A 25,350-nucleotide genomic window follows, 5' to 3' on the forward strand; every position below is an offset into this window, starting at 1 on the left:
CGTAATGATAATTTTATGATCAATAAATTTTAGCATCCTATTCTTCCAGTTTCTTTATGCATTGTTCTCTAATTTGCCAAATGCTATCCAAGTCCCTATTTAATAAGTTTTCTTTTATCCAAATCTTTATGTAATTTTTATGATAATTTACTTTAAAAACATTGACTTGTTCAGGTTCAATTTCAATTTCTTCGAAAATATCAGGTAGCAACTTTTCAATATCAGAATTATTATTAGTTATGTCTATTCGTAGATTATTTAATTTTAAGTAACAATGTGCCTCTGGAATATATTCTAATCTATTATCTAATAGTATGTTTCCAATCTTTGGAGTATTTAAATGGTTCATTTTATATATACCTAAGATGAGTTTTACGTTTTGAAAATTATTTAGGTCAGCAACTTTTTTTAAAAAGGAATGTTTAGAGCTACAAGTACCCTTTTTTTCTTTAAGAACTAGTGAGAAATCTTCTCGGTTTAAATTTCTTCCATATTCCAGTTTTCTCGTAAACTCAATTAAGTCACTCCAGTTTTTAATCCCTTTTTCAATGATTAAATTAGTCAAATAATCATTGGAATTAAAGTAAAGTTCTTTGATCGAAAATATAACATTAAATCCGTCCGGATCTGAAATCATTAATCCATTTTTTAACCAATATGGATTTTTAGAGACTTCAGTTTTTATATTCTTTTTTCTTATCGTTTCCCTAATCTTATTTAATTCAATTTCAGAGTTCAAATAAAAAACAAGTATATCATCTTGATCAAACTTACGTTTTGGTAGGTCACTTGAAGTGGTGAATTCTAAATGCCAATTAGCATTTTTAGGACCTAAGAAAATTCCATTATAATTATTATGTTTTTCAAAAGATCCAATTTTTTCTAGTCCTACGACTTCTAAATAAAATTTTTCAATTTTCTCTAAATCATAAGTATGTCTTGCGTATCTAAATATCATTTTTATTATTTACATTATAATTTAATCTAAAATTTATTTATGGTATCAAATCATTTAATACTTATGAAATTTTATGTTTAAAGTAGGGAGAGTATCTTTCTAAAGTGTCTTGTTTTCAAATCATTAAAATTTGAATAAAGTCAAAACAAATAAACTCTTCTCTTAAAATTTAATGCTTTTATCTATTGATATCTATATTGTATCATAATGATTTGGATAAAAATCAATTAAAGATTGAACTTTTAATGTTTTACTTCTACGAAAGAATTTTGATTCAATTTATAAAATTATTGAATGGATTTTTTAGCGATATTTTTTTTGATTATTTTTACATCATCTACAATTTGGTCAGTTGAGAATTCAGCCAAGTTCAAACGATAATTACCATACCTATCTACTACTGCGGAACTAAAACATGGATAATGCATTTTGAAAAATAACTTTTCAATTACTCGATCGTTATCCTTTTCCCAATTTATTTTTTCTGGATGATAATATTTTAAATCTTCATCAGTTTTATAAATCCAAAAGTGATTGTATTTTGTTATTCTATCAAGTTTATTTTTGTATTCTGTTTTAAAAAAATCTATACTTAAACTATTCGATCTATTATTACATTCATCTTTTCCTGGGTAGAAAATTAATATAGTAATTTCATTTTCTAAAGGTCCAATTTTACTAAGTTCCTTTTTTAACAATGATAATTCTTCATTATTTAGTTTTCCTGTCGTTTTACGTTTATATAGTATTTTAGTAATATGATCTTCAATATCATATTGGTTATAATTAAAAAATTTCTCTTTTTTTACAGATTTTTCAAATTCTTGTTTGCTGATTTCTTGAAAATTTATACCATAATACTTTTCAGGTTTTGATTGAGCAATTATTGTTTGAAAGCAAATAAATAAACCTAATGTCAATGTGGAAAGTAAGTCTCTCATATAATTTTCGCTTAGTTGTAGGTGTTAATGTGACAGTCATCGTACATTATTAGTTTAGCTAATTTATAAAAATAATATTACAAATTGTATTTTTTAAATTAACAGATTGATTTCTGCTAGTTTGCGTGAAGAATAGTAATGAAATTGAAAATCATCAAATACCAATTAGAATAGGTTTCAATGAGATAAATCGTATTTTTTTTGAATGAGAAAGATTTTAACGAATTGCCTATTTTGCGTAGGCGTAATGCCACAACAATTTTGAAAACAAACTTCACAAAAAAAGCGCTCTCTTTCGAGAACGCTTTCCATATATAAAAAACTAAATATTAATTGTTTTCAATCCATTTTCTAGCATTGACAAACGCTTCGTGCCAAGGAGAAACTTCGTCGTTTCTATCTTTTGGATAATGTGCCCAGTTCCATTGGTAGGTAGAACGCTCGATGTGCGGCATGGTCACCAAATGGCGTCCTGTAATATCACAAAGCATTGCAACATCATAATGAGAACCGTTTGGATTAGCAGGATAGCCTTCGTAAGCATATTTCCCAACAATGTTGTAACGCTCTTCGCCTAATGGCAATTCGAATTTTCCTTCTCCATGCGAAACCCAAACTCCTAGTGTCGCTCCAGCCAAGCTTGACAACATCACCGATTTGTTTTCTTGTACCGTAACTGATGTAAAAATACTTTCGTGTTTGTTACTGTCGTTGTACAACATTTTCGGCATTTGTTCGTGCTCTGAATGGATTAATTCTAATTCGACGAACAACTGACAACCGTTGCAAATTCCTACTGATAAAGTGTCTTCGCGTTTGAAGAAATTATCTAAAGCCGTTTTTGCTTTTTCGTTGTATAAAAAGGCTCCCGCCCAACCTTTGGCAGAACCTAAAACATCTGAGTTAGAGAAACCTCCAACGGCTCCGATGAATTGAATGTCTTCTAAATTTTCACGTCCTGATATTAAATCGGTCATGTGAATGTCTTTGACATCAAAACCAGCTAAGTACATTGCATTTGCCATTTCACGCTCGGAATTACTTCCTTTTTCACGGATAATAGCTGCCTTTGGCTTCTCGACTGCGCTCGAAGTGACAGGTAATTTACCTGTAAAGTGTTTAGGGAACGTATACTGTAACGGTTGATTTTTATAATTATTGAAACGCTCTTGTGCCGTTCCGTTTTTAGATTGTTTTTGGTCTAATAAAAACGAAGTTTTAAACCAAATGTCTCTGTATTTTGCAATATCTAATTTACAAGGACCGAAGTCTAAAGTAGCATCGGTAGTGGCGTTTCCTAATTTGTAGAAAGCAACTCCGTTAGCGTTTAATTTAGCTTCGATAGTGGCATTGTCTTTCGCTTGGAAAACGATTCCGATATTCTCCGCAAATAAATACTTGATGATGTCTTTTTCTTCAAAAACAGAGAAATCTATTTTAGCTCCTAAATTCACATCAGCAAAACACATTTCTAATAAAGTAGTGATTAAACCACCACTTCCGATATCGTGTCCTGCAAGAATTTGATCATCTAAAATTAATTGTTGAATGGTATTGAAAGCATTTTTGAAGAAAGCTGCGCTTTTAATAGTTGGTGCTTCATTTCCTATTGCATTTAATGTTTGTGCGAAAGATGAACCACCTAATTTAAAGTCGTCTTGCGACAAATTGATATAATAAATAGCACCACCGTCTTTTTGTAAAACGGGTTCTACTACTTTTTTAATATCGATACAGTTACCACCTGCCGAAATAATTACCGTTCCTGGCGCGATTACTTCGTCATTTGGATATTTTTGTTTCATAGAAAGCGAATCTTTTCCTGTTGGAATATTGATTCCCAATTCAATTGCAAATTCCGAACAAGCTTCTACCGCTGCGTACAAACGAGCATCTTCTCCTTGGTTTTTACAAGCCCACATCCAGTTGGCAGATAATGAAATTCCTTTCATTCCATCCTTAATAGGAGCCCAAACAATGTTTGACAACGATTCTGCTATAGCAGTTCGTGTACCGGCAACCGGATCAATTAAAGAGGCGATAGGAGAGTGTCCAATTGATGTGGCAACACCTTCTATTCCTTGGTAATCTAAAGCCATTACACCAACATTATTCAATGGCAATTGCAACGGTCCAGCCGTTTGTTGTTTGGCAACTTTACCACCTACGCAACGGTCTACTTTATTGGTTAACCAGTCTTTACAAGCCACTGCTTCTAATTGCAATACTTGTTCTAAGTAAGTCGAAATGTTTCTTACTGAATACTCTAATGGAGCATAATTGTAAGCAATTGTTTTATCATTCATTACGGTTTTTGGAGAACTCCCGAAGAAGTCTTCTAAAGCATAATCCATTGGTTTAGCACCAGTCGATTTTGACTGAAAAGTAAAACGGTGATCGCCCGTTACATCACCTACTTGGTACATTGGAGAACGTTCTCTATCGGCCACTCTTTGTAATAAATCAATGTCTTTTTGACCAATTACCAATCCCATTCTTTCTTGAGATTCGTTACCGATTATTTCTTTTGCCGAAAGGGTAGGATCGCCAACTGGCAATTTATCTAGATCGATTAACCCTCCTGTTTCTTCTACTAATTCTGAAAGACAGTTTAAGTGTCCGCCAGCACCGTGATCGTGAATGGAAACAATTGGATTGTTGTCACTTTCTACAAAGGCACGAATGGCATTTGCCGCACGTTTTTGCATTTCTGGGTTAGAACGCTGTATGGCATTCAACTCAATTCCGGAACCAAAAGCACCTGTGTCTGCAGAGGAAACTGCAGCACCACCCATTCCGATTCTATAATTTTCTCCACCTAGAATAACAATTTTGTCGCCTTCTTGTGGTTTTTTCTTAAGCGCTTGGTCTAATTTTCCATATCCAATTCCACCTGCTTGCATGATTACTTTATCGTAACCAATTTTGCGATTGTTTTCTTCGTGTTCGAAAGTTAAAACCGAACCTGTAATTAGCGGTTGTCCAAATTTATTTCCAAAATCAGAAGCTCCATTAGAGGCTTTAATTAAAATATCCATTGGAGTTTGATACAACCAAGGTCTTTCTGGAACGGTATCTTCCCACGGACGATTTTCTTCTAATCGAGAATAAGAAGTCATATAAACTGCTGTTCCTGCTAATGGCAATGAACCTTGTCCACCTGCTAAACGGTCGCGAATTTCTCCTCCTGAGCCTGTTGCAGCTCCGTTGAAAGGCTCTACGGTTGTTGGGAAATTGTGTGTTTCTGCTTTTAGTGAAATAACCGAATCAAATTCTTTGATTTCGTAAAAATCAGCTTTGTCAGCGGTTTTTGGTGCAAATTGTTGCACTCTTGGCCCTTTTACAAAAGCCACGTTATCTTTATATGCAGAAACTATATCGTTCGGGTTTTCTTGAGATGTTTTTTTGATTAATTTGAAAAGAGAGGTTTCTTTTTCTTCGCCATCAATTACAAATGTTCCGTTGAAAATTTTATGACGACAATGCTCTGAATTCGCTTGTGAGAAAGCAAAAATCTCTGAATCGGTTAGTTTTCTACCTAATTTGGTTGCTAAATTATCCAAATATTCTACTTCTTCCAGGCTTAAAGCCAAACCTTCCTTTTTATTGTACGCATCGATATCATCAATGTCTAAAATAGGTTCTGGTTGCACATTTATCGTAAAAATATCTTGATTTAATTCCGTATATTTTTGTGAAAGCATTGGGTCGAAATCAGTGAAATCGGCAGTTACTTTATGAAATTCCTCAATTCGAATGATCCCTGAAATCCCCATATTTTGAGTAATTTCAACGGCATTAGTACTCCATGGTGTCACCATAGTGGCACGTGGTCCAACAAAAAAATCCGTGAGTACGGATTTTTCTATTTTATTTGAGTCGGCAAAAAGCCAGTTTAATTTTGAAATGTCTTGAGCCGAAATTTCGTTTTGCGTTTGTACTGCAAAAACAGTTTTGCTTTGGTTTTCAAAGAAATGGATCATTGTTGTGTAGTTTGTTGTATTTTAGGTGCAAATTTAGTTTAAAAAAATAGTACGAGCAAGGATTAAAATTTCAAAAATAAAATTTAAATTTCAGTTTATAAATATCAAATTAGGATTAAAAAGTGCTTTTAATTCACTTCAAGTAAAAAGTAGGTGAGGTTTAAAATATTTTTTTTAGTTGTACCAAAAATAATAGAATTTATAATTGTTGAAATCCTATGTGCTTTTCGTTATTTAAAAACAGAATTAAAATAAAAGAGCAAAATTAATAAATGTCGCTCTTTTATCTCCAGGATTTAATTTACAATTATTTTTTTAGTAACTGTAGTGTTTTCGTTGGTTATTTTTACAAAGTAGATTCCTGTTTGGAGATTTTCAATTGTTGATAAAGGACTATTTTTTAAAGTTTTATCATAAACTTTTTGTCCCAAAATTGTAAATATTTGGATGGTATGTTTTTCATTAGCATCTTCAAATTTTATTTTTATAGTACCTTTTGATGGATTTGGATAAATATTGAAATTACTACTTTCAAAAGTATTAGTTCCTAAAGTGGTTACAGCATGACTACCAATACCATCACAAATATCTTTCCCATAGAGATCCCATTCACCAATTTTATCAAATGTAGTATTTGGAGCAACAATACTAGGTTTTCTTCTCAAAGTAACATCAGTTCCAAATTTAGCAGTTCCTCCGTTGAATGTTCCAACAATGTCAATTAATACTCCATCTTTAAACAATCCGATTGGATCATCTCCGTTGTAAGCTTCCTGATTATTAGAAATTAAGTTTGCGTTAGCAGTCGAGTAACAAGTAACTGCTATTTGAGGGTCGACCACTACGAATACGGAACCGCTGGCCAAGCTTCCTGTTAAATTAAATCCTGTAGTCCATGCTCCAGCCCCGTTACTTTGTTTTTTTATTGAATAACCCGCTAAATTTACCGCTGCTCCTGTGAAGTTTGCAATTTCTAATGCTTTATTAAAACTAGAGCCTTCTACATATTCCGAGAAAAATAACTCTGTTGCCCCTGAACCTCCTGTTGGAGTTGCAGTGGTAGTTCCAATTGCAGTTGTAGAAGCGATTGATGAATTTCTTTCATCTTCTCGAGTAATTATATAAAAGCTATAAGAAGTGGAAGGTAATAATCCTGTAATTGTTGAAGTTAAGCCATTTTGAGTAAATTTATAAACATTATCTACATATATGTCATATCCAGTAACAGCAACATTGTCAGTAGCCGCTGTCCAATTCAAAGTTGCAGAATTTGAAGTTAAAGCAGTTATGGTGAGATCGGAAACTGCAGTAGGCGCTTCGGTATCGGGTAATTCAGTAGTCCACACAGCAGCAACATATTCAGGATGGTCAATGTAGGGATTTCTATTATTTTGACGCGCATAGATAGCGTTGTTGCGTTCTATTTCTTTATCACTTACAGGATCCAGGTTGTGCCACGCTAACAATTGATTTAAAAAAGATGTTGTAAATGCTTTTTTTGAAGATCCGTTAAACATAGGATAGGTATAACTAGCAATTGTATTCTCGTAACGCGTTGCAAAGTAAAAATACATTCTTGCTATGTCACCTTTAAATTCATCTATTGGTTCAAAAACTAAACCAGAATAGCCCGATGTTGTACTAAGACCTAATTTGCTCCCATTTTGAGTTACAAGAGTTGGAACTGTTACATTTGAATGTGGATAATTAGATCTAATTCCGTTTACTTTTCCATCTGTAGGTGTGATGAAATGCGCATCAGAAACCATTGGAGATTGCTCATTAAATACAGATTGTGGTATGATATGTTCTCTGTTGTAACAATCACCTTCATCATCGTATCCACTTGATCCACAACGTTGAGTAGCATTAATGCTAAAATTATAGGGATCTGTTCCTGTTGGATTTTCGGAATACATGTCTAAAACAGATCCGTCATTTTCATAAGAATGATCAACATCAGATGTTTCGTAAGTAACATATAATTCACCGTAACTAAGTACAGTATGCCCTTTTATGATGTTGTATAATTGAGTTTTTAACGTATATCCACTGCCATTTGCAGAAGAGTAATATCCTGCAGGTGCTTGAGCAAAAATTGTTGTAAAAAGTAATAAAAAAAATAACGAGTAAATTTGTTTCATTTGGTTATTGGTTAATGTAATTGTAAGTAAATTGTTTTTGCAAATTTTAGCTAATATAAGAAGCTCAATTATTCCTTTGTGTTATTTAATCATTAAATTATTAACAAGAATAAATTTATATAAAAACAATACTAATTAAATAAAAATTACACCAATAATCTATATTTGAGGTTTCTGATTTTACATCAAGAACCATTTATAAAGAGTGACTTACTTGGGAAATTCCATACTTTGATACGCACCCAAATCAGGAGGCAAAGTTCTAGTTTTTCCTAAAACGTCTAGCGGAATTAAATAGGCCGAATTCCCTTTTGCGAAAGCCGAAGAACTTGGGTCAATATTTAATTTGCTTTTTGAAATTTTAAAAAATTTGGGATCTTTGTTTAAAATTATACCGTTGTAATGCAATGGATCTGAAAAGAATTGATAATCTGGATTGGTGGAGAATTTTGTATTGGTATTGTCAAATTTTAGCAAGCAGTTATTGAATTTATATTCAAATGTAGCGCCTGTTTTTTTATTCAAACTCATTTCGTTTGAATAAGATCCGTAAATAATACAGTTGTTAAAAGTGGCTGCAGACAAATCTTTAACCTCGGGAATTGCACCCGTAATGTAGTTGCTTATATAAACTGAAACTTGCTGCGAGCTGTTCCAATTATTGTTAAAAGTAGAATGTGTAAAAGTGTAATCACCTCCATAAGTACAAGCTAAATTAGCTTGACCGGAATTATTAATCACTACATTTTGCGCATCAATTTTTGCGGTCTGCGCCAAAATTCCGTAGTTTGTTGAGTTGTAAATTTGAGTGTTTTTGATTAAAACTGTTGAGCCATCATTGTTTTGAATTAATAATCCAATGGAAGCATTTTTAATGGTTAGATGATTGAAAGAATTGTTAGTGCTGCCAGCAGTAAGCCAAATAGTTCCCCATTGTCCTGGAATATTTGTAAAATCAGTTTCTAAGCGATCGCCTTCAAAAGTCACTTCGTTTTCCATTTTTTCTGTTGTAGAAACGGTTCCATTCACTTGTATCGAACCTTTATTAGAAACAATAAGTCCGGAATTTGAATGAAAATAAACTTTAGTTCCGGCTTCAAAAGTGGCTATTTTATTGGATGGTACGGCTGCATAACCATAAATTACATAAGGTTTATTTTTGGTAAACTGTAATTCGTTTCCATTAATGGGATCATTTTCATCCAAATAAAAACCTTCAATTTTTTCATCTCCAATAGGAAGTGTTTCAGTCGTTCCATCGGCATAACGTTTAGGATATAGGAAAACGGCATCTTGAATAAGGGTTACCAATTCTACATTTTGAAGATTTTTCCCACTATCAAACTGAATTTGATCCGTGTATAAAAAATCATTTGGGTTTGCGTCTGCACTATTTGCGTTGGTTTCTATAAAAATATACAAACTGTCTCTGGCAAGTATATCAACATTATTAAAGATTTTTCCATTGTTTCCTTGCATTCCATCAACGGATAATCGGTATTTAGAATTCAGACCTTTTCCTAATCGTATACTTGGAATTGTAATATCATTTTTGCTTCTATTATAAACTTTTAGTCGGTAGGTACTAGAACCAATATTTGTAAAAACAGTATCTAGATATATAGTATCTCTAGAAAACTCTAACTTTCCGTTACTAGCTACCGTTTCAAAATCAGAGCGACAAGAACAAATAGAAAATACCATTCCAATAAAAAATAATACTATCTGTGGACGCATTTGAGTTTGTTTTTTTTGTAAAAATAGGTAAAATCTATATTGAAATTAGAATAACAAATATAATTGGAGTCTTCAACCATATCTTTTAATTAATTTTACCAATTAAAATACTGTAACATGACTTTTGACAAAGAAAAAATACTTAATTATTGTAATCTTATTTCTGAAAACACATTAATGAGAACGCTCAATATTACTTACACTGAGGCAGGAGAAGATTTTTTAGTAGCTACAATGCCCGTAACACCAGCGGTACATCAACCAGTTGGATTATTACACGGTGGTGCCTCAGTAGCATTAGCGGAAAGTGTTGGAAGCGCTGCTTCGATGCTGTTTGTAAATCCAGAAGTGAGTGAAGTGCGCGGAATAGAAATATCAGCGAATCATTTAAAAGCAAAACGCAACGGAATCGTTACTGCAACTGCCAAAATTGTTCATAAAGGACGTAGCATTCACTTATGGGAAATAAGAATTACTGACGAAAGCAATAATCTAATTTCACTATGTAAATTAACCAATATGATTTTACCAAAAAGAAAAAGTGAAGATAAATAATGGAAACAATTGAAAGCAAAATTCAGAATCAACTGGAGAAAAATCTTCCTTTCGTTTTGTATTCTAAACCCAATTCAGAACAAGTAACCGTTTTTTTACAACATAACGATTCTGTTTTTGAAATCAATGATTTTGGCGAAAAAGGGTTTGTTTTGGCTAGTTTTGATGGATCAAAAACTTATTTGATTCCTGAAAATGAATCCGAAATAGCTCATTTTTTTTTGGATAAAACAGAAATTCAGTTTTATCCAAAAAAAGATACTTTGCCAGACGCTCTTGCAAAAAAAGATTTTGAAATCTTAGTAGCAAAAGGGGTTCAAGCTATAAAAGAAGAGCATTTCAAAAAAGTTGTTTTATCTCGAACGGAGCAAGTTGAAGTTACTAATTTTGATATGTTCGAAACTTTTAAAAAATTAGTAAATCTTTATCCTACTGCTTTTGTGTATTGTTTTTATCATCCAAAAATTGGAAATTGGATTGGTGCTACTCCTGAACAATTATTAAAAGTAAGCGAAAATAAATTGGGAACTATTTCATTAGCTGGTACGCAAAAAGATACTGGTTCGTCTGAAATTATTTGGGGAGAAAAAGAAAAAGAAGAGCAGCAGTTTGTGACTGATTATTTGGTTGAAAGGCTTAAAAAGGTAGCTTCGTCTGTACAATTCACCAAACCCTATAGCATCAAAGCAGGGACAATATGGCATATTAAAACGGATGTATCAGGAGTGATGAATTCAGATTCAAGTTTAGAAAAAGTCATAAAATTATTGCATCCGACACCAGCAGTTTGTGGTTTGCCAAAAGAAGTTGCGAAAGAATTTATTTTAAAAAATGAACCTTACGATAGGAGTTTTTACACTGGATTTTTGGGTGAATTAAATTGTAGTTTTGCAAAAGGAACTATAAGTTCTGATTTGTTTGTAAATTTACGTTGTATGCAAATAAAGGATTCACAAGCTCATTTATATATAGGCTGTGGCATTACAAAAGATAGTAATCCTGAAAAAGAGTGGGAGGAAAGTGTTAATAAATCTATGACAATGAAAAAGGTGTTGTAATTAATTGGATTCTCTTTTTTCATAGATCTAAATGATACTGATTTGCAACGAATTTTGAAATATTTCAGATAGAGATTCTAATAATTAACTACTATTATTCCTTGAAAATTGGTTTAATTAATTGCTGAAAAATAATTCTTGAATAGAAAATTATATATTAAAAATTAAATTATGAAATTAGATATATTAGCTTTTGGAGCACATCCCGATGATGTAGAATTAGGTTGCGCCGGAACTATTTTAAAAGAAATTTCCTTAGGAAAAAAAGTTGGAATCGTTGATTTGACACGTGGTGAATTAGGAACACGAGGTTCTGCTGCTATTCGGGATCAAGAGGCAAATGCTGCTGCAAAAATTCTGGGCGTGGTAGCACGCGAAAATTTAGAAATGCGAGATGGTTTTTTTGTGAATGATGAAAAGCATCAATTGGAAATTATCAAAATGATTCGAAAATACCAACCTGAAATTGTATTGTGTAATGCTATCGATGACCGACATATTGATCACGGCAAAGGAAGTAAGTTAGTTTCTAACGCTTGTTTTTTATCTGGTTTGATGAAAATAGAAACTGAATTAGATGGAGAACAGCAAAAAGCATGGCGACCAAAAATTGTATATCATTATATTCAATGGAAAAATATTGAACCCGATTTTGTCGTAGATATAACTGGTTTTACAGATAAAAAGATTGAAGCAATTTTGGCCTACAGTTCTCAATTTTACGACCCTAATTCAAAAGAAGCTGAATCGCCAATTACGAGTAAAAACTTTTTAGAAAGTTTAAATTATCGTTCAAGAGATTTAGGAAGACTTTCTGGAGTAGAGCATGCCGAAGGTTTTACAGTTGAAAGATATGTAGCGGTAAATAGCTTATCTGACTTAAAGTAAAATTCATTTTGATTTGTAGCTCAGATTGTGAACTGTTTCTGGGCTTAAAAAAGTATTTAATATTCATTAGATAGTATATTTCTAGAAACATTACAGAAAATGATATTAACGAATATTTTATAAAAGCTTCATTTCTTTTTTATAAAGAGAATTAAAAAAAAGGAGTATAATTAAATTTAATTATACTCCTTTTTTTATTTAGATTGCTAATGCGCCAGCTTCGGCCACTGCATGATCATTTTCAACAGAACTTCCGCTCACTCCAATTGCTCCAATAATTTCTCCATGTGCATTTTTTATTGGAATTCCACCTGGAAATGTAATTAATCCGTTGTTTGAATGTTCGATATTAAATAGGGAACCTCCAGGTTGAGATAATTCTCCTATAATCCCAGTATTCATATCAAAAAAACGAGCTGTTTTTGCTTTTTTAATAGAAATATCAAGAGATCCTAACCAAGCGCCGTCCATTCTTGCAAATGCTACTAAATTTGCTCCAGAATCTACTATTGCAATGTTCATTTTTGTATCAATTGCTTTAGATTTTTGTTGGGCTGCTACAATTGCTTTTTCAGCCTGTGCTAATGTAATGTTCATATTATATGTGTTTTAAATGTTAGTTTAATACCACAAATTTAAGTTTAAAGCTTCTAAAATCGCTTACTGTTTTAGTTCAATAACTTATGATAAAAGGTCAAATTTTTAAAAAGCTTTACGAGAAAGTTGACTTGGGTTACAACCGAATTTATTTTTGAAAGCTATGCTAAAGTTGGACAGATTGTTGTATCCAAAATCTAAATAAATATCTGATGGTTTTAATTCTCCTTGCTCTAAAATTTCTTTTGCTTTTTGTAATCTTTTTTCCAATAGCCATTTTCCAGGTGCCATATTGTATTCACTACTAAAACGACGTTTGAATGTAGATAAGCTTATGTTGCATAAAAATGCAATTTCTTCTAATTTTAAATTCGAATGTACTTTACTTTCAACAATTTTTTTAAATGTTGAGGTCTCTCCAACGATCAGAGAGTAGAGATAGGATTCAAATGGTTTTCCATATTTTTGTAATAGGTAAAGCATTAATTCTTCAAATTTTATAGAAAGTAAGTTTTCCATGAAAATTGTAGGTGCTTGACTAATGGTTGATAAAGAATTGAGATATGAAAGTATATAATCATCATTCTTAATAATAAAAAATGGTTTTTCATCATTTCTAATTCCCTGATTTGAAGTGTGGTTTTCTAAGAATTCTTGAAGTTTTTTTTCAGAAAAAAAGAGAAGTTTGCAGTTGTAAATAGCTTCATTATCTAGTAATTCTGTCCAAAGCCAATTCCCTTTTTTTAATAACAATGATTGCTCTTTATTTACACCGACTGATATTCCTGCAAAGTGAACTTGCTTTTTTCCTACTTGTAAAAAACTAAACATATTCATACCTAAATTGACTTTTATTTTAACGATTTCGTTTGTCATTTTGAAATCGTAAACAAATAGGTCAGGAGTTCCTTTTTTGTTTTTAAGATAAATTTCAGGTATGTTTTCTATAGACATCCAGATTTTTTTTAGAGTTTATTTAATCTTGATTATGTTTTTTCAAAAATAGTTTTTTTTGATTTCAAAAGCTTTAAATCCCAATAAGAAAGATTTATAGCTAGTACGATTAATTGCTATTATTACTTTTTTCAAATCATTAATTAGAGGAGGAAATTCTAAACTTGGTCAAGATAGGCTTCAGCAATTCTTAACATGAGATTAGTTTTATTATTAAAATAAATAAACTTGGATTTAGTTAGCTAATAATTTAAGTTTTTATCATTGACTTTTAAATCTAAATAAACCCTAACTATTGTGTATAATTAGGGTTTTAAAGTATTTGTTTAAATTTTATAAGCTCAACTATCTATTTATAAATAGTTGATTTAAAATATTGTTTACTTGAAATTTAATTCAGATAATCATTATTTTAAATTGTATCATTTAGTGCTAACAGAATAATCGTTTTTAATGATTTCTTTAATGCAATATTCTGCAATAGCAGTGATAGTTAGAAAAGGATTCACTCCAATACTAGCGGGCACTAATGCGCCATCGGTTATGTATAAATTCTTGTAACCTTTTACTCTTCCATACAAATCTGTTGTTTTACCAAGAACTGCTCCTCCTAAAGGATGATAACATATATCCGGTCCGTAGGCTCCTTTCCAGAGTAATCCAGCTGGAGTTCCGCCATTTGCTTTATTCATTTTTTTTATGAAATATTTGGCATTTTCAACGGTATGTTTATAATTTTTCTTTTCCCAATTAATTTGAATGTCATTAACAGTTGGATCATAAGAAATCGTTCCTGGAGTAGGCACTTTATTAATTACTAAATATAATGCGGTATAAACTTCCACACCCATTGGCAAAGGAGATATTTCTGCAAAGAAAGAATGTTCTTTATCCTCCCAATTATCAATACCTGAAACAGGAATTGTAGATTGTTTAGAGCCTGTCCCAGTAGTATGATTTGTGTTTGTAGTTTCATTTTCTACGCGATTAAAAAGCGTATTTACCATGTTTCTACCCGTCATAATGTTGCCATTATTTCCCCAATCGTTCCCCAAGCTAGCGTCAAAATTGGTCATTTTTCCTTTATACCTAGAAGTCAATAATAATTTAGTAGTGCCAATGCTTCCTGCATTCAAAAAAAGATTTTTACAATTGATGGTTTTCTTGGCTACTACTAATCCTTCCGTATCAATCACGTCAACAAAAACTGCATATCCATTTTCTGTTTCCTGAAAATAGTCAACACGATGAAGGTCATTAATATGCAATAATCCCGTCTGAATTGCTTTTTTTAAATATGTTTTTTCAAGACTTTGTTTTCCATGATTGTTACCATAAATTACTTCTTTTGCCAAAGCAGATTTTGGTACTTCATCCCCTTCCTCTTTTTTCATATAATCAAAAGAATATACATTGGGAACTCTAACCGTTTCAAAACCTGCTTTATGAGCTTCACTTTCTCCAACTCGAGCAAACTTATAATAAGGAGTTTGTGCATAATAATCTTCAGGAATTTCATTAACTTGAAGTTCTTTTTTTGCTAACGGGAAATAATTATCCCAGAATTCATCGACATTCAAATTAGGAAATATTTCTTTAAAGTATGATTTTTTAGGTTGCACCGCCATTCCACCATTTACTAAAGAACCACCACCAACTCCGCGTCCTGCATATACTTTTATATTCTCATAATCCATTCGGTCGAGAACTCCTGTAAATTTTTTATTAAAGTGAGCGATATTCATCATTGGCGCTTGTGTGGATTTTTTTAGCCAAGTAGAATTATTTTTAGGAGTAATCAAATTAGAAAAAGGTTTGTATTTACCACCTTCTTTTTCCCAATCTAATCCCATTTCTAGCATTACTACTTTTTTGCCTGCTTGAGTAAGTCGTAAAGCCGCAACTGCTCCGCCGTAACCAGATCCAATTACTAAGTTCTCTACATTTTCTTCAGTATGTTTCATCTTTAAATTTATTCCAAAAGTATTAGAGGCAATAATCCCTGCACCAGTTGCTGAGGTTATTTTTATAAATGTTCTTCTTTTCAAAATGTTGCTTTTTAACGCTACTTTAAAGTAGCTATTTATTTTTAAATCTGTTCTTGTAAAACAAAAACTATTCCACTCTAAGTATCTTAAAACCTTACGTATTTTTGTAAAAGAATGAATAATGAACTTTCTCTATAGTTCTTTCAGCTCTTTTAGTCTTTAATCACAAATATGTTCTAGAATAGTTGATAAATTTTAAAATCATTAAATATTTTTATATCCTATAATTTAATTAGTCTAAAGTAATTAAATGTAATTATTATATGTATTAAAATACGTAATAATTCTTAAGATCACTTTGTTTTTTTACTTTTTATGAAAGGAATTGGATTTTTTTTTTGATAATCAAAGTGTATTTAACACCGTTTTCTATAAAAAAGAGATTTTGTTTGGTTTAATAGGTTTTAGAACATTCAAAAGGTTAAGCACTATTTTGAATTTGTATTTATGTATGAAAAAAAATATTTTAATATTCCTTTCATTCTGAATCAGCTTGAAAAAAAAGAATTTTACTGGGATATTTTAAAGCGAATGCATTTATAATTTGCATTATGTATTGATTAGAAGGGTATCGTGTAATATGATCTTTAACGTAAGACAGATCTGAAATGGGATTGTCAGAAGGCAAATAGCCCATGCCATAAAAATGTCCTTTTTCTATCCAAATACAACTTAATTCCTCTTTGTTTCGACCTTTATCAATAATAGCAAAACTAGGTCTACTGTTTAAATAAGAGTCTAGTGCTATTTGAATTTGTTCATTGTGAGATTCAATTTCAGGCAAAATAGCAGTATCATTTTGCAATGAAAAAACACCATCTGACATACTTCCGTATTTACAAAATCGTTGATCTATTTCAAACTTTTCGGCTAATTCACGAAGTAAATTAATTCCGGGATAAATCGCGTCAAACGTTTCTATACAGTTTTGGTTTTTAGCCAATTTACTTATGGCTAAATAACGGTATCCATTTCTAGCTTCGTATTCTAAAAGTCCATATTTAGGTTCAAAACGTTTTAATGCTTTATTATGAATAGGCCATAAATCTTTAATTTCTGTACATTCAAGGATGAGTGCTATCAGTTCGGTACCGCAAACTTCAAAAGTAATTGCGTAAATGTCACGCAAGAAATTCTGTCTTTGAGGAGTGATTTTATGACCACTAAAATGGGAGGAAACTCTTTTTTTTAAATTGATTGCTTTTCCAACATATACTACCTTTTTTTGCTCGTTATAAAAATAGTAAATACCAATTTTTTCTGGTAATTGATCAAAGTCTTCTCTTGGTAAATTAGGAGGTAACCTTTGATCCTGTGAGGTCTTCTGAATCATTTTATCTATTTCATGTTCCGAATCCCATGCTAATAAATTAGAAAATAAAATAGCCGTAGCGTCTGCATCGCCCCCAGCACGATGTCGGTTTTCTAAATCTATTTCTAAAGATTTACAAAGCCTTCCTAAACTGTATGAAGGCAATCCGGGTTTGATCTTACGTGCAGCTCTTACAGTACAGAGTTTTTTAGCGGTCCACTTAATACCCGATTTTTCTAATTCGTGTCGGATAAAAGAATAATCAAAATTGACATTATGTGCTACAAAAATACGATTGGATAGCATTTCAAAAACGGTATCCGAAATCATTTCAAAAATGGGTGCATCACTAACCATTTCATTAGTAATTCCTGTGAGTGCAAAAATAGCTGGCGGAATCTCTTTCTCTGGATTTATAAGTGTTTCCCATCGTTCAATTACTTTTTCGCCATCATGAATAAGAATTGCTATTTCGGTGATTCTGCTATGACTTGCATTTCCACCTGTGGTTTCAATATCTACTATTGCGTATTCTTGCTTTTTCATTTTTATAATAGGGGAGTTGCTCACTTGTTTACTCGGAGTAAAACTCTTAGCCTTAACTTTGTTAATTAATTTTTTAGAACCATATTCTTCTTTAGATCAGTGATCTCATTTTTAATTTCTACAAACATATTTTTTATAGAATCACTTTCTAAAGCTTCATTTCTTTTGTCAGATCTAGCGATGCTGCATTGGTATTCCCAGATTTCTAATATGTCTGAAGCTTTGACTTCGTAGGGCGGATAAAAAAAATTGTCGGAAGCAACTACCAAGGTGTCATTCCTGTTTTTATTTAATCTTTTATAGACCATTCCTTCCGATCGTGTGATAATGATATATGTTTTGCCACCTAAAACTTCTCCTAATTGCTCTAAGTAGCGTCCTACAATAATATCACCATCTTGATGCGGTGGCATTGAATCTCCTTCTACAGGAAAACCTCTGTATTTACCAACACCTAAAAACGGTAAAGATATTTGCTGTAATTGTTCGATGTATTCTGGATCTGCGTACCCATTTAAGTATCCTGCTTTTACTTTTTGGGTTACGACTTCGATGCAGTTTTCGCCCATTTGATCTACTTGAATTGGTAGAATAAGTCGGTTATTTTCTAATTTTAATAAATCATTTACATCAATTTCACGTACATCAACGGATAGTAATAAGTCAATACTAATATGATAATAATGAGCAATTTTTTTCAGAATTTCATAACGAGGTTCAGAGGTTCCATCTTCATACTTTACATATCGGCCACGAGTAATCATAAGGCTCTCAGCTACTTTTTCTTGTGAAATTTTATATTTCACTCTTAATGCTCTAATATTATCAGAAAATAATGACATAACGAATTTGTTATAATTTGTAACAACAAATATAGTTATAAATGTTATTATTTGTACTAAATTTAATTGTTAAAAAATGATATTTAATTTTCTTAACATAAGATTTTCAATGCTTAACATTATTGAAAATTGATTTACTGTATATTATCCTATTCATTATTGGTAGGAGGATAATGAAAGTATTTTTGAAGTGTTTGTGTTTATGTGTTGTAAAATATAGTAGTAGAACGAATTGTATTTGGAGTCATTATTATTAATTCTTAAATCAAAATTTAAGCATCGTGATGTACTTTCAATAATTCGAAAAAAAAAAATATATCTAAAAATATTTGGTAGTCAATGCCTTAGCATATTTAGTAAAAAATAGATTGAAATTTTTGAAAAAATTATTTGCAGAAGTGAACTTATGTTGTATCTTTGCCACCGCTAAGCATTATGGTGGTTGTAGCTCAGTTGGTTAGAGCATCGGTTTGTGGTACCGAGGGTCGCGGGTTCGAGCCCCGTCTCCCACCCAGAAAGTAAAAGCCTCTCAGAAATGAGAGGCTTTTTTTGTGCCATAAAGTTTCGTATTAAAAAAGCCTTGAATTGCTTCAAGGCTTTGATTATTTTGAATGTAAGCTTTTTTAGTTTTTAGAAAATCATAAATCTGAATGATAGCTATTAAATTTTTTTGTTTTTGAAATAGTACTACTGACAAACAGAAAAACTTATTTGTTAAGTTAAAATCTAAGAATTTATAAACAGACTTTTTTCTACTTTTTTTTTGCACAAGGGATTGTAGTGAAAATCCTTTTTATGCGGAGGAAAGGAGCATAAAAAGATTGTAGCGAAAAGCCCGACCTTATAACCACTTGCCGATCGTTCGGGAAGTGGTTATAAGGAGGTGCCCAAATATTACTTTTTATCTACAACGGGTCTATTTTCTCTATTAGCCAATTCCCATGCGGTTACGAAAGCAAATTGTGCTCTTTTGGCTAAGGCATCATATTCAATTTTATCTGGAGTATCGGTGTGTTTATGGTAATCTGCATGCACTCCGTTGAAAAGAAAAACAGAAGGAATTCCGAATTTGGCAAAATTATAATGATCTGATCTTTCGTAAAAATGGTTTGGATCTTTTGGATCATTGTATTTATAATCTAAATTTAGCTTTGTGTATTTTGCGTTTGCTTCAGCACAAATTTTATCTAAATCAGTAGATAAGCGATCGGCACCGATTACATATACGTAATTATTGCTATCGGGATGGGAATCATCACGGCGACCAATCATATCGATATTAATATCGGCTATTGTATTTGCTAAAGGGAACAATGGGTTTTCAGAGTAATATCTTGAACCGTGCAAGCCGTGTTCCTCGCCAGTTACATGAAGAAAAAGTATAGAACGTTTTGGACCATGACCTTCTTTTTTTGCTAATTGAAAGGCTTGCGCTATTTCTAGTAAAGCTACAGTTCCTGAGCCATCATCATCTGCACCATTATAAATTTTGCCGTTTTTTACACCTACGTGATCGTAATGCGCAGAAATAACTAAAACTTCGTCTGGCTTTTCTGATCCTTCTATGTAGGCCCAAATATTTTCAGAATCGGGAAGGTTCTCGTTTCGTTTGGCATTTAGGAAAGCAGCTGGTATTTTTTGATAAAAATCAGAAGCCTTTGCAGGGTATGAGATTCCATCTTTTTTGTATTGATCAATAAGATAAATACCTGCTTTTTTCTGACCTGCTGAACCTGTTTCGCGACCTTCCATTTCATCTGAAGCTACGATATATAAATGTGTTTTTAGTTCGTCAGCGGTAATTGTATTCATATACTTGGTAGGATCAGTATGAGCTACGCTATTTTTTTGAGAGGTACAGCTTAAACTTAAAATAGCAAACAGACTTAATAATGGGATTTTTTTCATTTCTTTTTTATAAATTGATAAATATGTAAACGGCAAAAGGTAAAAATAGGAATAAATATATTTAAAACTCCTTCTGGTAGTTTTTTTTTATAGGTGGTTTAGTAACATAATAGGCTAATTTATAAATTTGGTAACAAGAAATCCTTCTTTGTTAGGTTTGCTTTTAGATATAAAAAAAAGCAGTACAAATTGTTTGATTTTGCTATTTAAATTTCTTTAACTAACTAAAAAAAACAATTTTTACTGCCTTAAAAAAAGAGTTTTGAACTACTATTTCAAAACATCTTTTAGAAACGATTTCATACGTTCCCAAGATCTTGTAGCTGCTTTTTCATTGTAAGCTGCTCCTGAAGATTTATCGTTTCCTGCTTCTGGCTCTGTAAAAGCGTGTACTGCATCGGCATAATAAATCATTTCCCAATCTGCCTTAGTATCTCTCATTTCTTGTTGAAAAGCAGAGATTTCTGCAACGGGCTCGTAAGGATCATCAGCACCATGTAATACTAAAACTCTAGTCGTTATTGGATTGTTCACGCGAGAAGCATCACGTCCTAAACCTCCGTGAAAAGAAACTACTCCTTGCGCTTTTATTCCTGCTCTCGCTACTTCAAGCGCTCCTGTTCCTCCAAAACAATAGCCTATTACTACAATATTATCAGCATTGGCCCCTGATTTTACTAATTGGTCTAAAGCTAATTGAATGCGTCTTTGGTAATCAGTCACATTAGCTTTGTAAAAACCAGCTTGTTTTCCGGCTTCTTGTGTATTTGTTGGGTAGTTTCCTTCACCGTAAATGTCTGCGATAAAGGCATAATAACCTAATTTTAAAAGTTTTTCTGCTGATCTTTTCGAGTGTGCATCAATCCCTTTCCAGGCCGGTAAAATTAAAATTCCAGGCTTAGTTTTACTTCCTTTTACGGGAGCAATTGAAAATCCATCTAATTTTTGATTTCCGTCATTGTATTTTACTGTCTTCAATTGTGCGAAGGATAAGTTAGAAATTAAAAACAAACCTAATAAGGCAAATAGTGATTTTTTCATATTTTTCGAGTTTTTTTATTACTACTAAATTCTACATTTAATCGCTGTGGTAATTCACACTTTTATTTTTTTAATTTATAGAAGTATTTTTAAAACTTATAGTAAATAAATATTATTGTCCTGGATGATATGTTCGCTCTGCATTTTTTTGTACATCTTCCTTGTAAAATAAAACCTCTTTGAATTTTCCTTCTCGATAGCTTTCTGCTTGATCGTAAAAATGTTTTGATTTAGGATCACTACTATTACCTCCGGCTAACAATGATTTTGCTTTTATTTTTGGTCCAAATTCTACCGCACACACAAAACTGTTTCCGTTGGTTCCATATCGTTTTTTAGTGTCCTTTTGAAAAGCACTTTTGAAAGCAGGCAAACTACCCCATATTGCTGGACCATATCCAATAGGTAAACTAGGAAGGCTATCCTTATAAACGAGTTCAATATCTCCTGAATTTCTTTGAAAACGATTCATTTCTCCCCAAGGAATTTTCCATGTTCCAAACTTAATTGTCAGCTCTTTTATAACCAGCTGTAGCTGTGGAATGAGTTGTTCTGGAACTGCATTTTTTGCAAAATTATGTGTGTTTTCTACTTGATCCATTTCACCTTCATCGACATATACTTTTTGAATAATTGGATCTAATTTATAAGCCCATTCTATTGCTAATGTACTTGCGATTGAGTTTTCGTGGGTGTAATAATCCCATTTTTTTAATAGATTTATAGGTTCAATTAATTCGGAATAAAGAGGATCGTTACTTTTGATTTTTTTTTCAAAAGCAGAAAGTAATGCTGGAATTAAAACTTCGAAAGCGGTTAGCTTTGTGTCATAACCGTCAGCAATTATTTTGTCTAAAGTATAATCTTTACCCTTACTCAGTAGACGAACTGCATTTAAACCTCTAAAGCTTTCTCCATCAGGAGCCATGTACGGCAAGTAGTTTTCTTTTTTTGGACTATTTTCTCCAGCTACAGAATAAGGTGTGGAGTTGCAATTTTGTAACCAACCATTAGTAGGATTATAGGAATGTACCGTTTCAGAAACATTATGTAATCCTTTCCATTGCGTTGCTGGGTTAGTGCCGTCCATGACTTTTGACCAATTTAGTTTTTTATCCCGTATCGGAATAAAATTACCATGCCAATAAGCAATATTTCCTTCTTTGTCTGCATAAACTGTATTATTAGATGTATTTGCTTTAAGATCCATAGCTTTTTTATACTCCTCAAATCCCTTTGCTTTGGTGCGTACCCAACTTTGTTCCAGACTTTTCATCGAGCGGTTATTCGATTTTAAACTGATCCATTTCCCATCTCTTTTGGCCATTATTGGACCGTGATTGGTATAATAGGTTTTAAAAGTTTTAGGAATTAATTGTCCGTTTTCTAAGTATTTTATAGTAATCATTTTTTCGATTACAGGCAGTAACTTGCTATCGTATTCGTAAAATAATTTGTTGTTTTTGGTGATTATTTTCTCTGCATACATATCGGCTACATCTACATTTGATGAGGTATGCATCCAGCCACAACTTTCGTTGAATCCTTGGTAAATAAAAAATTGTCCCCAAGTTACAGCGCCATAAGCATTCAATCCTTCTTCGCTACTCATTTGTATTTCTGGTCTAAAATAAAAAGTAGTGTGTGGATTAATATATAAAATAGCATTACCAGATGCTGTTTTTGAAGGGGCAATTGCAAATCCGTTGGAACCGGTTTGTACGTTTTTTTCTCTTTCGATGTAAGCAACTTTATCTGTATTTCCAGAATAAAAACTTTTCAATTCTCCAGTAGTAAGATCAGCGGTACTAATAGCACCAATGCTACCATCTGTCCAAAGCAAAGGAAACCAAGGCTCAAAATGGGTAAGTAAAGCAGGTTTTACCTCTGGATGTTTGTGTAAATAAAAGTTTATTGCGTCTGCGTAACTATTTAATAATTTTTTTAACCAAGGTGCCGCTTTTTTATAATCTGCTTTGACTTCTTCTGTGTCAATTAAAAGTTTTATTTCTAAATCATTATACAAAACAGATTGTCCTTTGAGCTCAGAAAGGCGTCCTAGTTTTTCGATATAATTCATTTCTACCCTTTTGAAATCATCTTCGCATTGCGCATATAACATTCCAAATACTGCATCGGCATCTGTTTTTCCGTAAACATGAGCAATTCCCCAATTGTCTCTAATTATGCTGACTTGTTGAGCGATTTTTTCTAATCTTTCAATTTCTTTACTATTTGACTTTTGTGAAAGAGTAGTGATACTAAAACAAAAAACTAAAAGTAATAACGGTAAATGTTCTTTTAAAAACTTCATTTTAATTGATTTTAAATTTTTGACCTTCCGTATAGACACCCATTTCTAAACTTTTGATACTCACTAAATTTTCTTTTTTGGATTTGCTTATTCCCACAGGATTTTTTACCACTATGACTTCACTTTCTCCAGCAATTTCAATTTCTTTGTTGCGTACAATTAAGGCGGTACTTTCATCGATACCAATTCCGATGTGATCTGGAAATTCAACCAATGCAGATAACAATCTATTGTAGCGACTTCTCTTTAGAAAATGTTGATCGATAATTACATTTTTTACTAAACCTAAGCCTACCGTTGTTTCTAGATTATCATACCGAATGTTGTTAAAAGTTTCAGTGTATTTTGATTCTAATTTTTGATTTCCTGTAATCATGTGTTCGCACATTACCGCAGCTCCTGCACTAGTACCAGCAATTGTGCTTCCGTTTTGATAAGCTTTGTGAATGGCATCGTAAACAGGAGTATTTTTGACTACATTCATAAAACGAGTTTGATCTCCACCACTTATAAATATTAATTTTGCTTGCTGTAAGGAATCATTCAGCGCTTTATTATTTACGGTGTTTTTATCAAAATTCAGCATAATAATAGGATTGGGAACCAGTTTTTGGAACTGGTCTTTAAAATAAATATAAGCGCTATCAGGTTCTTCACTAGACATGGGCAATACCACTACATAATCTTTTTTCTTTAAATCTGTAATTTTGATTAATTGTGTCATCAAAGCATCAGATCGATTACCGCCACCAATAATGAATAATTTACCTTTTGAATTTTGTGCAGACACGGTGTTGTAAGATAAAAACACAAGTAGAGCCATACAAAATTTTATAAAATAATTGGAGTGTAATAGTTTTTTCATTGGTGGTTTTTTGGTTGGTTGTAAAGTAAAATAGTGTTTTAGAGCGATACATTCCTTTTAAAGGCACATCCTAATTCAATAATTGAATCTGTTTTGGCAATACCAGGAATATTATCTATTTTTTCATAGAGAATTTTGCGCATGTGCTCATGATCTTTCGCAATTATTTTTATGTATAAAGTAAAAGATCCAGTAATATAATAACACTCAGTAATTTCAGGAACTTTTTTTAATTCTTCTATAATTCTATTAGAATCTTGGTCTTTATTCAAGGTAATACCGGTGAAGGAACCCCAGTCATAACCCACTTTTTTTTCGTTAATTACGGGCTTAATACCCGTTAGAATCCCCTGTTCAGTAAGTCTATTAATACGATGGTGAACCATTGTATTAGAAATCTTTAAATTAGAAGCAATTGCTGAGTAGGCCATTCTTCCATCTTTTTCTAATTCTTTAATAATGTTAATATCAAATTCGTCTAATATATCCATGTTTTATAACTCTTAATTTAAGTATTTATGTAGCTATAAATGTACAGATTATATTTGTTTTTTAAAGATATGTTGAAGTGGATTTACTATATTTAAAATGACTAAATTTTTATATATTTAAAATAAATAGTAATGTTTTTTTTATTTTAAAAAGTCAAAATTAATATA

18 protein-coding genes and 1 tRNA gene are annotated in these 25,350 nt (G+C 32.0%); 4 read left to right on the forward strand and 15 right to left on the reverse strand.

The window, feature by feature from the left end:
• Positions 1 to 37: 37 nt before the first annotated feature.
• From J3S90_RS15930 to J3S90_RS08650, 5 genes are all read right to left on the reverse strand, one after another.
• A complete protein-coding gene (locus J3S90_RS15930) occupies positions 38 to 958 on the reverse strand; it encodes a VOC family protein (protein ID WP_236023912.1) in 921 nt (306 codons plus the stop codon).
• A gap of 287 nt (positions 959 to 1,245) precedes the next feature.
• Complete coding sequence (locus J3S90_RS08635; RefSeq protein WP_210645835.1) at positions 1,246 to 1,899, reverse strand: hypothetical protein; 654 nt, start codon at positions 1,897 to 1,899, stop codon at positions 1,246 to 1,248.
• A gap of 329 nt (positions 1,900 to 2,228) precedes the next feature.
• Positions 2,229 to 5,882, reverse strand: a complete 3,654-nt coding sequence (gene purL / locus J3S90_RS08640; RefSeq protein ID WP_210645836.1) for a phosphoribosylformylglycinamidine synthase — start codon at positions 5,880 to 5,882, stop codon at positions 2,229 to 2,231.
• A gap of 296 nt (positions 5,883 to 6,178) precedes the next feature.
• Positions 6,179 to 8,026, reverse strand: a complete 1,848-nt coding sequence (locus tag J3S90_RS08645) for an endonuclease (protein ID WP_210645837.1) — start codon at positions 8,024 to 8,026, stop codon at positions 6,179 to 6,181.
• Positions 8,027 to 8,236: 210 nt separating this feature from the next.
• A complete protein-coding gene (locus J3S90_RS08650; protein ID WP_210645838.1) occupies positions 8,237 to 9,763 on the reverse strand; it encodes a hypothetical protein in 1,527 nt (508 codons plus the stop codon).
• A 117-nt stretch (positions 9,764 to 9,880) separates the two neighbouring features.
• On the opposite strand from J3S90_RS08650, the gene J3S90_RS08655 reads away from it, so the two are divergent.
• The 3 genes from J3S90_RS08655 to bshB1 all read left to right on the forward strand — a co-directional run bounded on the left by J3S90_RS08655 (position 9,881) and on the right by bshB1 (position 12,264).
• Positions 9,881 to 10,318, forward strand: a complete 438-nt coding sequence (locus tag J3S90_RS08655) for a PaaI family thioesterase (protein WP_210645839.1) — start codon at positions 9,881 to 9,883, stop codon at positions 10,316 to 10,318.
• On the forward strand, positions 10,318 to 11,376 hold the full coding sequence (locus tag J3S90_RS08660) for a chorismate-binding protein (protein WP_210645840.1): 1,059 nt from the start codon (positions 10,318 to 10,320) through the stop codon (positions 11,374 to 11,376). The genes J3S90_RS08655 and J3S90_RS08660 overlap by 1 nt, the downstream gene beginning before the upstream one ends.
• Positions 11,377 to 11,547: 171 nt before the next feature.
• A complete protein-coding gene (gene bshB1 / locus J3S90_RS08665; RefSeq protein WP_188051252.1) occupies positions 11,548 to 12,264 on the forward strand; it encodes a bacillithiol biosynthesis deacetylase BshB1 in 717 nt (238 codons plus the stop codon).
• A gap of 198 nt (positions 12,265 to 12,462) precedes the next feature.
• Here bshB1 and J3S90_RS08670 read toward each other — a convergent pair whose 3' ends face one another.
• The 5 genes from J3S90_RS08670 to J3S90_RS08690 form a co-directional block, all read right to left on the reverse strand.
• Positions 12,463 to 12,861, reverse strand: a complete 399-nt coding sequence (locus J3S90_RS08670; RefSeq protein ID WP_188051253.1) for a GlcG/HbpS family heme-binding protein — start codon at positions 12,859 to 12,861, stop codon at positions 12,463 to 12,465.
• 105 nt (positions 12,862 to 12,966) lie between these two features.
• Positions 12,967 to 13,815: a helix-turn-helix domain-containing protein gene (locus J3S90_RS08675; protein ID WP_210645841.1), complete on the reverse strand. Its 849-nt coding sequence runs from the start codon at positions 13,813 to 13,815 to the stop codon at positions 12,967 to 12,969.
• Positions 13,816 to 14,237: 422 nt separating this feature from the next.
• Positions 14,238 to 15,863 (reverse strand): GMC oxidoreductase, encoded by a 1,626-nt coding sequence (locus tag J3S90_RS08680; protein WP_210645842.1) that lies wholly within the window; start codon positions 15,861 to 15,863, stop codon positions 14,238 to 14,240.
• Between the two features lie 478 nt (positions 15,864 to 16,341).
• The gene (locus J3S90_RS08685) at positions 16,342 to 17,721 is read right to left on the reverse strand and encodes an exonuclease domain-containing protein (protein WP_210645843.1); all 1,380 of its coding nucleotides are present in this window, start codon (positions 17,719 to 17,721) and stop codon (positions 16,342 to 16,344) included.
• A 65-nt stretch (positions 17,722 to 17,786) separates the two neighbouring features.
• Entirely contained in the window at positions 17,787 to 18,563 is a 777-nt protein-coding gene (locus J3S90_RS08690; protein WP_210645844.1) for an XRE family transcriptional regulator, read from the reverse strand.
• Positions 18,564 to 19,000: 437 nt separating this feature from the next.
• On the opposite strand from J3S90_RS08690, the gene J3S90_RS08695 reads away from it, so the two are divergent.
• Positions 19,001 to 19,076 (forward strand) — tRNA-His (locus J3S90_RS08695).
• Positions 19,077 to 19,457: 381 nt separating this feature from the next.
• On the opposite strand, the gene J3S90_RS08700 is transcribed toward J3S90_RS08695, so the two are convergent.
• The 5 genes from J3S90_RS08700 to J3S90_RS08720 form a co-directional block, all read right to left on the reverse strand.
• A complete protein-coding gene (locus J3S90_RS08700) occupies positions 19,458 to 20,471 on the reverse strand; it encodes a M28 family metallopeptidase (RefSeq protein ID WP_210645845.1) in 1,014 nt (337 codons plus the stop codon).
• Between the two features lie 270 nt (positions 20,472 to 20,741).
• A complete protein-coding gene (locus tag J3S90_RS08705; protein ID WP_210645846.1) occupies positions 20,742 to 21,512 on the reverse strand; it encodes a dienelactone hydrolase family protein in 771 nt (256 codons plus the stop codon).
• A 112-nt stretch (positions 21,513 to 21,624) separates the two neighbouring features.
• Entirely contained in the window at positions 21,625 to 23,826 is a 2,202-nt protein-coding gene (locus J3S90_RS08710; protein WP_210645847.1) for a penicillin acylase family protein, read from the reverse strand.
• Between the two features lies 1 nt (position 23,827).
• Positions 23,828 to 24,691: a cyanophycinase gene (locus J3S90_RS08715; protein WP_210645848.1), complete on the reverse strand. Its 864-nt coding sequence runs from the start codon at positions 24,689 to 24,691 to the stop codon at positions 23,828 to 23,830.
• A gap of 38 nt (positions 24,692 to 24,729) precedes the next feature.
• Positions 24,730 to 25,182, reverse strand: a complete 453-nt coding sequence (locus J3S90_RS08720; RefSeq protein ID WP_188051262.1) for an Lrp/AsnC family transcriptional regulator — start codon at positions 25,180 to 25,182, stop codon at positions 24,730 to 24,732.
• Positions 25,183 to 25,350: the final 168 nt, after the last annotated feature.

Origin of the sequence: Flavobacterium flabelliforme (assembly GCF_017948675.1) — a bacterium.
GTDB classification, from domain to species: Bacteria; Bacteroidota; Bacteroidia; order Flavobacteriales; family Flavobacteriaceae; genus Flavobacterium; species Flavobacterium pygoscelis.